Here is an 8,810-nt window from a genome sequence, read left to right as displayed (position 1 = left end):
GAGACCGTGACGCTGACGCTCTACCGCGACGGACGTCGCCAGGACGTCGACGTCAAGCTCGGCAACCGTCCCGCGGTCGCCCCCGACCCCCGCGGCTGAGCGGGTCAGGGCCCGCGGGCCGGCCGGCCGGGGCGCGGCCAGGGGCCGCACGCGCGGGGACGGCGGTTTGGCTGCCGCTCCCGCGCGGTACCGTTGGTGCATGTCCGTGGACTCCGGCGCACCCCTCGTCCTCGTCTCGAACCGTGGCCCCGTCACGTTCGAGGAGGACGGGTCGATGTCCCGGGGCACCGGCGGGCTCGTCACCGCGCTGACGGGGCTCGCGTCCCACCGCGACGCGGTGTGGATCGCATCCGCCATGACCACCGCCGACGCGAAGCGCGCGAAGGAGGCGGGCGACGAGCCCATCCACGTCCTGACCCCGAACGGCGGCGAGTACCAGGTGACCCTGGTCGCCTCGGACCCGGAGGCCTACGACGGCTTCTACAACATCGTGGCCAACCCGATGCTGTGGTTCATCCAGCACTACCTGTGGGACCTCAGCAACGCCCCGGACATCCGCCAGCACGAGATCGAGGCCTTCGACTACGGCTACCGCGTGGTCAACGAGGACCTCGCCCGGGCGGTCATCAAGCAGATCGACGGGCTCGAGCACCCGGTCGTGATGGTGCACGACTACCACCTGTACCTGCTCCCGGCGATGGTGCGGGCCGCCCGGCCCGACGCGTTCCTGCACCACTTCGTCCACATCCCGTGGACGCAGTCCGACGCCTGGCGCGTGCTCCCGGGCCGCCTGCGCGACGAGGTGTTCCGCGGCATCCTCGCCAACGACATCATCGGGTTCCACACCACCTCCTACCGGCGCAACTTCCTCCAGTGCTGCGAGGACCTCATGGGGCTCGAGGTGGATCACGCCGCCGGGATCGTGCGGTACGAGGACCGCGAGGTCTGGGTGCGCAGCTACCCCCTGCCGATCGACGCCGGCGCCACGCTCCAGGTCGCGCGCTCGGCGCGCGTGCGGCAGTTCGAGACCGAGTTGCTGCGCCGGCGCCGCGACCATCTCATCCTGCGTGTCGACCGCGCCGACCTCTCGAAGAACGTCCTGCGCGGCTTCAGCGCGTTCGACCTGTTCCTCGAGCAGCACCCGGAGTTCCGCGAGCACGTGACGTTCGTGGCGCAGCTGATGCCCTCGCGGACCGACGTGCCGGAGTACGCGGAGTACCTCGAGCGCATCGAGGCCCTGGTCGCGGTGGTCAACCACCGTCACGGGACCCCCGACTGGATGCCGATCCAGCTGAAGCTCCGCGACGATCTCGAGGAGGCCGTCGCGGCCTACAAGCACTACGACGTCCTGCTGGTCAACGCGATGTTCGACGGCATGAACCTCGTCGCCAAGGAGGGGCCGCTCGTCAACGAGCGCGCGGGCGTGTCGATCCTGTCGGAGAACACCGGGGCCCACGAGGAGCTCGGCGAGTACGCGCTCAGCGTCAACCCGTTCGACATCCAGGAGCTCGCCGACGCCATCCACAGCGCGCTGACGATGTCCGAGACGCGGCGCGCGGAGCGGCTCGAGGGCCTGAAGGCGAAGGTGACGGAGCGCGACCCGGGCGACTGGATCGACGATCAGCTCGCGGACATCCGCCAGAAGGCCGGGCTGGAGCTCGAGCTCTCGCCGCCGCCGCTGGATCCCGCCTGAGGGCTCACGGGAGCAGGGACACGTCCCGGCTGCGACCCCGGGCCCGAGGCGACCACATCGGGCCGGGCGCCCGTGGTCGCGGCCGGACCTGCGGTCCCGGGGCGGGGCTCGGCGGACCCGTCCGCTGCCGTCCGCGGCGTGCGGCGGGCCGCCGCGTCCGAGGCCGGGACGCCTCGCGCGACCGCTTCGCGCGCCGTCCGCGCCGTCGGGTGGCCGCGGGCGCCTCGCGGCGATCGGCGTGGAGGTCCATCACCCCGCCCGGGGACGGTGCGCGGGCAGCAGCGGCCGCCGGGTCACGGGGCGCGGCGGTGGAGGCCGACGCCACCGTGGCCGACGGGACGGCGATGTCCTCCGTCGTGGCGGTCCGCGCGTACCCGATCGCCACCGGGCGGGCATCGGGCAGCGTCGGCGGGTCGCTCGCCAGCCGCGGCCACAGCACGATGAGCGTGGCGGCTGCGAGCACCAGGCCGATGACGGTCCGGGCGCCGCGGCGCTGGCCGGCCACGCGGTCGGAGAGGTCCGAGGGCTCCATGCCCGCACTAGGCCGGGCCGGCGCGGTCTCGCCCCCTCCGGCGATCGCTTACCGCAACGCGCGGACGGCACGACCGCTGCTACCGTTGCCCGTCGCTATGGCTGCTTCCTCCCCGACGTACGACCTCACGCTGCTGCTCGACAGCACCGCCGACGCGGATCGCCGCAAGAAGATCCTCGCGGACGCCCAGGCCCTCATCGGCCAGCACGGCGCGGTCGCCGGCACCCACGACTGGGGAGTCCGCCCGACGACCTACGAGATCGACAAGCAGGCGGCGGCCGAGTACCACCTGATCCAGTTCACCTCGCCGGCCCCCCGGCCGCTGCTCGAGGAGCTCGACCGCACCCTGCCGATCACGGACGGCGTCCTGCGCTACCGGATCATCAAGCAGAAGCTCGGCGTCGGTTCCGTGCCGGACCTCACCGTCGGCGCCGTCGAGGACACCCCGTCCTCGGACGACGACACCGACTACGACGAGCGCTAGACCGCTCGCCGGGCCTCGCCCCGGCCGGCGGCCACCCGGTCGCCACCACCTTCGCCGGGCCTGTCAGATGTCGTGGGCTGCGTACGACTCCGCAACAAAACAGCGGAAGGTGCGGTAAGTCCGAGAGCGGCCGCCGAGGGCGGGTCTATGCTCGATGGAGAGCTAGAACGCATCGTTCGCCCCCGAAAGGAGATCGCGGAATGGCCGCGAGCAACATCAACCGGGTCGTGCTGACCGGGAACCTGACCTTCGATCCTGAGCTTCGCTCCCTGCAGAGCGGCTCATCGGTCTGCAAGCTGCGCATCGCCAGCAACACCCGGCGCAAGGACGCCAGCGGTGAGTGGGTCGACAAGCCCAACTACTTCGACGTCACCGTGTGGGGCGCCCAGGGCGAGAACTGCGCCCGCTACCTGTCCAAGGGCCGCGGCGTCGCGATCGACGGACGCCTCGAGTGGCGCGAGTGGCAGGACCAGCAGGGCAACAAGCGCCAGTCGGTGGAGATCGTCGCCGACAGCGTGCAGTTCCTCGGCGGTGGCGAGGGCGGCCAGGGGGGCGGCTTCGGTGGCCAGCGTTCGGGCGGCCAGGGCGAGCAGCAGGGTGGCGGCTTCAGCAGCCAGACCGACGTCCCGGTCAACACCAACGAGTTCCAGGCCGCGCCCGTCGGTGGCGGCTCGGCCCCGACCGGGGACGACGACATCCCGTTCTAGTCCCTGCGGACTTCGGCGCCCGGCGATCCGACCGGGGCGCCGTGGACGGCCCGGGCGTCTTCCGCGACACCCGGGCCGTCCGCGTTTCCAGCCGACCGACGTGCTACGGCACGCCGCCGTCCGGCGCGACGTGTCACAATCACCGTTCGGCGCGCCCCGACCCCGGGCGCGCGCTCTCTGTCACAGGACTTCTCAAGGACTTCGTTTTGGCCAAGCAGCGCAACAGCGGGAAGGCAGCTCCCCGCCGACGGGACAAGAAGGGCGGTGCCGGCAGCGGTCGTCGCAAGCCGTGCCTGCATTGCAAGGAGAAGATCGAGCAGGTCGACTACCGCGACCTCGCGACCCTGCGCAAGTTCGTCTCCGAGCGCGGCAAGATCCGTTCCCGTCGCATCACCGGCGCCTGCCGCCGCCACCAGAGCCAGGTCGCTCGCGCCGTCAAGCGCGCCCGCGAGCTGGCCCTGCTGCCGTACGTCAACGAGAACGCCACGGACCCGCGCGAGCGCGGCGGCCGCGGCGACCGCGACCGCGAGCGGTAGGCCGACATGCCCGAGGCAATCCTGCTGCAGGACGTCGAGTCGGTCGGCGAGAAGGGCGCGGTCGTCACCGTGTCCAAGGGGTACCTTCGCAACTTCCTGATCCCGCGCAAGCTGGCCGCCCCGGCCACGAAGGGCCTCGTCGAGGCCGCGCGCAAGAAGGTCGAGGACGAGGAGCGCGCCCGCATCGACGCGGAGAACCGGGCCAACGAGTACGCCTCGCTGCTGAACAAGACCGTGCTGACGATCTCCCAGCAGGCCGGCGAGGATGGCCGCCTCTTCGGATCGGTCACCAACCAGGACATCGCGGACGCCATCAAGGAGGCGCGCGGGGTCACGGTCGACAAGCGCAAGATCCTGCTCGAGGACGCGATCAAGTCGATTGGCACCTACCAGGTGAGCGTCGAGGTCGCCGAGGGCGTCAAGGCCGTCGTCAAGACGATCGTCACCGAGCGCTAGCCCGGTACCCGCTTCGCAGTACCGCACGGGCGTCCGCAAGGGCGCCCGTCGTCGTTCCCGGGCCGCACCTTCCGCACCCTGGGCGGTCGGCGCGAGAATGTCGTCGTGACGAGCCCCGCCGCGATCGACCTCTCCTGGCTGCCGCTCGGGGCCGGGGGGCACTCCGTCAGGCTCAACGGCCGCGTCTACGAGGCGCTGCTCGCACGACGGCAGGGGCGCCCGCCGCGGGACCTGTACCACGCGGCGCTGGAGATCCGCACCGGAGCGGCGGCCTACGTCATCGAGGTCGCGCCGGTCCCGGACGACCACGGCCGAGACCGGCGGGGCGTTGTCGCGAGCGGCCCGGTCGGCGCGCGCTGGGCCGGGCGCTGGCGCCTGTTCCGCTACGAGGTCCGCTGCTGGCCGGGCGGCGCCATCCCCGACCTCGACGAGGCCGTGGAGAGCCCCGTACGGCTGAGCGACGAGCCCGGGCGGGCGCGACGCATGCTCGAGCTCGTGGCGCGCGTGCCCACCCCCGTGTGGGGGCGTGACGAGCTGCGGACGGGCGACATGTGGAACTCCAACTCGGTGGTCTCCTGGCTCGTCGTGCGCTCGGGCCTGGAGGCGGCGACCATCCGGCCCCCGGCGGGTGGCCGGGCGCCCGGCTGGGACGCCGGGGTCGTCGTCGCGCGGCGCCAGGCGCCCCCGGCCCCGGGCGATTCGCGAACCGGGCCGGCACCTGGGTGACCGATTCGGTCCCAACCCCGCCCAACCCCGCCGCGCCGGGCAGAACACCTCGCTCATAGCGGCAACTTCTGGTGCGAGACGGCGGCGGCCGTTGCTACGGTCACACGCTCCGCATGAGCGCCTTCACCGACGACCAGTACGAGCCCTACCAGGAGTCCTCGAACGTCACGCAGGCGCTGGCCCCTCCCCACTCGATCGAGGCGGAGCAGGGGGTCCTGGGCGCGATCCTGCTGTCGGACAAGACGCACTACGAGTACCTCGTCCAGACCGCGCTGACGCCCGAGGACTTCTACCGCGAGCGACACCGCATCGTCTTCGAGACGATGTACGCGCTCTACGAGGAGAACGAGCCGATCGACGTGCTCACCGTGACCGAGCACCTGCGCTCGCGCGGCAAGCTCGACGCGGCCGGAGGCCCCGCGGAGATCGACGCCCTCGCCGGGGCGGTGCCCGCCGTCGGCAACATCCGGCGGTACGGCTCGATCGTGAAGGAGCACGCGCTCCTGCGGCGCCTGCTGACGACGACCTACGAGATCCAGGCCGCCGTCCACGGCAACGACGGCGAGGCGCGCGAGCTCGTGGAACGCGCGGAGACCCAGATCCTCGAGGTCGCCCACGACGACCGCGCCAAGGACTTCCGGCCGGTCGGCGAGGTGCTGCACGACGAGATCGACGTGTGGCAGAAGCTCGCGCTCGAGGGCATCTCGATGACCGGCACGCCGTCGGGGTTCGACGACCTCGACGAGATGACCGGCGGCTTCCAGCCCGGCAACCTGATCATCCTCGCGGCGCGCCCGTCGATGGGGAAGTCCGCGCTGGTCACGAACATCGCCGAGAACGTCGCGCTGCACCCCAAGCACGCCAAGCCGGTCGCGCTGTTCAGCCTCGAGATGTCCGAGGGCGAGCTCGCCCAGCGCTTCATCGCCTCGCAGGCCTCGATCAAGGGCGACGACCTGCGCAAGGGCCGCCTGAAGAAGGAGCGCGACTGGCAGCGCGTGCTGGAGCACGCCGCCCGCTACGACGCGGCCGACCTCTACATCGACGACTCCTCAGACATCGGCCTGCTGGAGATCCGCGCGAAGGCACGGCGGCTGCACCAGCAGAAGCCGCTGGGCCTGATCATCGTCGACTACCTCCAGCTCATGCGGGCGGACGGCCGGATCGAGAACCGCGTGCAGCAGGTCTCGGCGATGAGCCGTGGCCTGAAGATCCTCGCGCGTGAGCTCGAGGTGCCGGTCATCGCCCTGTCCCAGCTCTCCCGTGGCGTCGAGTCGCGGACCGACAAGCGGCCGATGCTCTCGGACCTGCGCGAGTCCGGCGGCATCGAGCAGGACGCGGACCTCGTGATGTTCATCTACCGCGACGAGTACTACTACCCGGAGACCACCGAGACCCCCGGGGAGGGTGAGCTGATCATCGCCAAGCACCGCAACGGCGGCCTGGGCACCGTCCACCTGAACTTCCAGGGCGAGTACCCGCGCTTCCTCGGCCAGGCCCGGGAGCACGGCTGATGGCTCGCCTGCGGGACGGCGAGTGCCCGTACGACGCCTGCGACGGGAGCGGCTTCGTGGTGGACGAGGCGACCCGGACGGCGGCGCCGTGCCGGTGCCGTCCGCAGCGCATCAGCGCGCGGCGCGCGCGGTCCCTGTCGCGGACGATCCCCAAGCGCTATCGCGGCGTGTCGTTCGACCGGCCGCCGGTGTCCGGCATGGCCCCGTCGATCATCCGGGCGGTCCAGCGCTACGTCCGCGAGATCGACGAGGAGCTCGACGCCGGGCGTGGCCTGTGGCTCTACGGGGACGTCGGCACCGGCAAGACCACGCTGGCGATGCTCGTCTCGCAGACGGCGCTCGAGCGCGGGCGGTCGGTGGCGATCTACTCGCTGCCGCGCCTGCTGGCCGAGATCCGCACCACCTTCGACGAGGACACCGAGCACTCCTACACCGACCTGCTCGACCGGCTCACCGAGGTCGATCTGCTGCACATCGACGACGTCGGCGCGGAGAAGACGAGCGCCTGGGTGCTCGAGCAGCTCTACGCGATCGTCAACGCCCGGTACGAGGAGGAGCGGGCGATCGTCCTGACCACGAACCTCGACCGGGACGCGCTCGCGGAGCAGATCACCGAGCGCACGGTCAGCCGGCTCGAGGAGATGTGCGAGGTGCTGCCGATCTTCGGGCCCGACCAGCGGCGTCCCGAGGCCGCGGTTCCCGATCACCTGGACCCGACGGGCCCGGACGCACCGGCCGCCTCCGTCGCCGACTGGCTGCAGAGCGGCAGCTGAGAGCCCCACGGCTCCTCGCCAGCCCGCCGGACCGACGCGCTCCGTAGACTTCGCTCCCTCATGCCAGGCACCGTCATCGTCGGCGCGCAATGGGGTGACGAGGGGAAGGGCAAGATCATCGATCTGCTGGCCTCGCGCGCCGACGCCGTCATCCGCTTCCAGGGCGGCAACAACGCAGGTCACACGATCGTCTCCGGCGGGGAGACGTGGAAGTTCCACCTCGTCCCGTCCGGGATCCTCTATCCGGGGAAGACCTGCATCATCGGCAACGGGGTGGTCATCGACCCGGCCGTGCTCACCGACGAGATCGACGGCCTGCGCAAGCGCGGCGTCGACGTGAGCGGCCTGAAGATCAGCGCCAACGCCCACGTGATCACGCCGTACCACCGCATCCTCGACCGGGCCGGCGAGGATCGCCTGGGCAAGAACGAGATCGGCACCACCAAGCGCGGTATCGGCCCCGCCTACGCGGACAAGGCCGCCCGCCTCGGCATCCGGATCCAGGACCTGCTCGACGAGAAGATCCTGAAGAAGAAGATCATGGCCGCGCTCGAGCCCAAGAAGCTCATGCTGCGCCCCTTCGAGCGCGACGGCGAGTTCGCCGAGCAGCTCGACCTCCAGCAGATGACGCTGGACCTCATGACCTACGGGCACCGGCTCGAACAGCACATCGCCGACACCAGCGCCCTCGCGTGGCGCGCGCTGGACGACGGGAAGCTCGTGCTCTTCGAGGGCGCGCAGGGTGCCCTGCTCGACATCGACCACGGCACCTATCCGTTCGTGACCTCGTCGAACCCCGTCAGCGCGTCCGCCTGCATCGGCTCCGGTGTCGGCCCGCGCGACATCGACGAGGTCTGGGGCGTCACCAAGGCCTACGCGACCCGCGTCGGCGCCGGGCCCTTCCCCTCCGAGCTGTTCGAGGGGGACGAGGTCGGCGACGGCATCATCGACCGTGGCCACGAGTACGGCACCACCACCGGGCGCCGCCGCCGCGCCGGCTGGCTCGACCTCGTGGCCCTGAAGTACGCCGCGCGCATCAACTCGCTCACGCACCTCTGCGTCACCAAGATCGACGTGCTCAGCGGTCTGGACACCATCCGCGTGTGCACCAGCTACCAGGGCGAGGAGGACGCGGTCTTCGACACGTTCCCCTACCACCAGACGGTGCTCCACCACGCGAAGGCGCGGTACGTGGACCTGCCCGGCTGGACCGAGGACATCACGGGCTGCCGCAGCGAGGACGAACTGCCGCAGGCCGCGCGCGACTACCTCGCGTTCATCGCCGAGGAGACCGGCGTGCCGATCGCGCAGATCAGCGTCGGCCCCGGCCGCGACCAGGTCATCTGGACCGAGATCGGCGAGCAGACGATCGCCGGCCGGACCCCCAGCGTG

At 71.4% G+C, this 8,810-nt stretch carries 10 protein-coding genes; 9 read left to right on the top strand and 1 reads right to left on the bottom strand.

Annotation, left to right across the window (positions count from 1 at the left end):
* Positions 1 to 199 precede the first annotated feature (199 nt).
* On the top strand, positions 200 to 1,693 hold the full coding sequence (locus ABYE80_RS13070; protein ID WP_372790724.1) for a trehalose-6-phosphate synthase: 1,494 nt from the start codon (positions 200 to 202) through the stop codon (positions 1,691 to 1,693).
* A gap of 4 nt (positions 1,694 to 1,697) precedes the next feature.
* Here the strand turns inward: ABYE80_RS13070 and ABYE80_RS13065 are convergent, their stop codons facing one another.
* On the bottom strand, positions 1,698 to 2,225 hold the full coding sequence (locus tag ABYE80_RS13065; RefSeq protein WP_372790723.1) for a hypothetical protein: 528 nt from the start codon (positions 2,223 to 2,225) through the stop codon (positions 1,698 to 1,700).
* 97 nt (positions 2,226 to 2,322) lie between these two features.
* On the opposite strand from ABYE80_RS13065, the gene rpsF reads away from it, so the two are divergent.
* The 8 genes from rpsF to ABYE80_RS13025 form a co-directional block, all read left to right on the top strand.
* A complete protein-coding gene (gene rpsF / locus ABYE80_RS13060) occupies positions 2,323 to 2,709 on the top strand; it encodes a 30S ribosomal protein S6 (RefSeq protein ID WP_372790722.1) in 387 nt (128 codons plus the stop codon).
* A 200-nt stretch (positions 2,710 to 2,909) separates the two neighbouring features.
* The gene (locus tag ABYE80_RS13055; RefSeq protein WP_372790721.1) at positions 2,910 to 3,416 is read left to right on the top strand and encodes a single-stranded DNA-binding protein; all 507 of its coding nucleotides are present in this window, start codon (positions 2,910 to 2,912) and stop codon (positions 3,414 to 3,416) included.
* Between the two features lie 206 nt (positions 3,417 to 3,622).
* The gene (gene rpsR, locus ABYE80_RS13050) at positions 3,623 to 3,952 is read left to right on the top strand and encodes a 30S ribosomal protein S18 (protein ID WP_372790720.1); all 330 of its coding nucleotides are present in this window, start codon (positions 3,623 to 3,625) and stop codon (positions 3,950 to 3,952) included.
* A 6-nt stretch (positions 3,953 to 3,958) separates the two neighbouring features.
* Positions 3,959 to 4,408, top strand: coding sequence for a 50S ribosomal protein L9 (gene rplI / locus ABYE80_RS13045; RefSeq protein WP_372790719.1), 450 nt, complete (start codon positions 3,959 to 3,961; stop codon positions 4,406 to 4,408).
* Positions 4,409 to 4,513: 105 nt separating this feature from the next.
* Entirely contained in the window at positions 4,514 to 5,134 is a 621-nt protein-coding gene (locus tag ABYE80_RS13040) for a hypothetical protein (RefSeq protein WP_372790718.1), read from the top strand.
* 113 nt (positions 5,135 to 5,247) lie between these two features.
* Entirely contained in the window at positions 5,248 to 6,645 is a 1,398-nt protein-coding gene (dnaB, locus tag ABYE80_RS13035; RefSeq protein ID WP_372790717.1) for a replicative DNA helicase, read from the top strand.
* On the top strand, positions 6,645 to 7,418 hold the full coding sequence (locus ABYE80_RS13030; RefSeq protein WP_372790716.1) for an ATP-binding protein: 774 nt from the start codon (positions 6,645 to 6,647) through the stop codon (positions 7,416 to 7,418). Before dnaB ends, ABYE80_RS13030 begins: the two co-directional genes overlap by 1 nt.
* A gap of 60 nt (positions 7,419 to 7,478) precedes the next feature.
* Positions 7,479 to 8,810 (top strand): adenylosuccinate synthase (locus ABYE80_RS13025; protein WP_372790715.1); only part of this gene is annotated, 1,332 nt, incomplete at its 3' end.

Origin of the sequence: Paraconexibacter sp. (assembly GCF_041602235.1) — a bacterium.
Taxonomy (GTDB): Bacteria; Actinomycetota; Thermoleophilia; order Solirubrobacterales; family Solirubrobacteraceae; genus Paraconexibacter.
Note: the sequence above shows the minus strand (reverse complement) of the source record. Positions and strands in the feature narration are given on the sequence as shown.

Coding starts and splice junctions, on each gene's coding strand:
- ABYE80_RS13065 (WP_372790723.1), bottom strand. CDS start 2,225: ATGGAGCCCTCGGACCTCTCCGACCGCGTGGCCGGCCAGCGCCGCGGC.
- rplI (WP_372790719.1), top strand. CDS start 3,959: ATGCCCGAGGCAATCCTGCTGCAGGACGTCGAGTCGGTCGGCGAGAAG.
- ABYE80_RS13030 (WP_372790716.1), top strand. CDS start 6,645: ATGGCTCGCCTGCGGGACGGCGAGTGCCCGTACGACGCCTGCGACGGG.
- ABYE80_RS13055 (WP_372790721.1), top strand. CDS start 2,910: ATGGCCGCGAGCAACATCAACCGGGTCGTGCTGACCGGGAACCTGACC.
- dnaB (WP_372790717.1), top strand. CDS start 5,248: ATGAGCGCCTTCACCGACGACCAGTACGAGCCCTACCAGGAGTCCTCG.
- rpsF (WP_372790722.1), top strand. CDS start 2,323: ATGGCTGCTTCCTCCCCGACGTACGACCTCACGCTGCTGCTCGACAGC.
- ABYE80_RS13070 (WP_372790724.1), top strand. CDS start 200: ATGTCCGTGGACTCCGGCGCACCCCTCGTCCTCGTCTCGAACCGTGGC.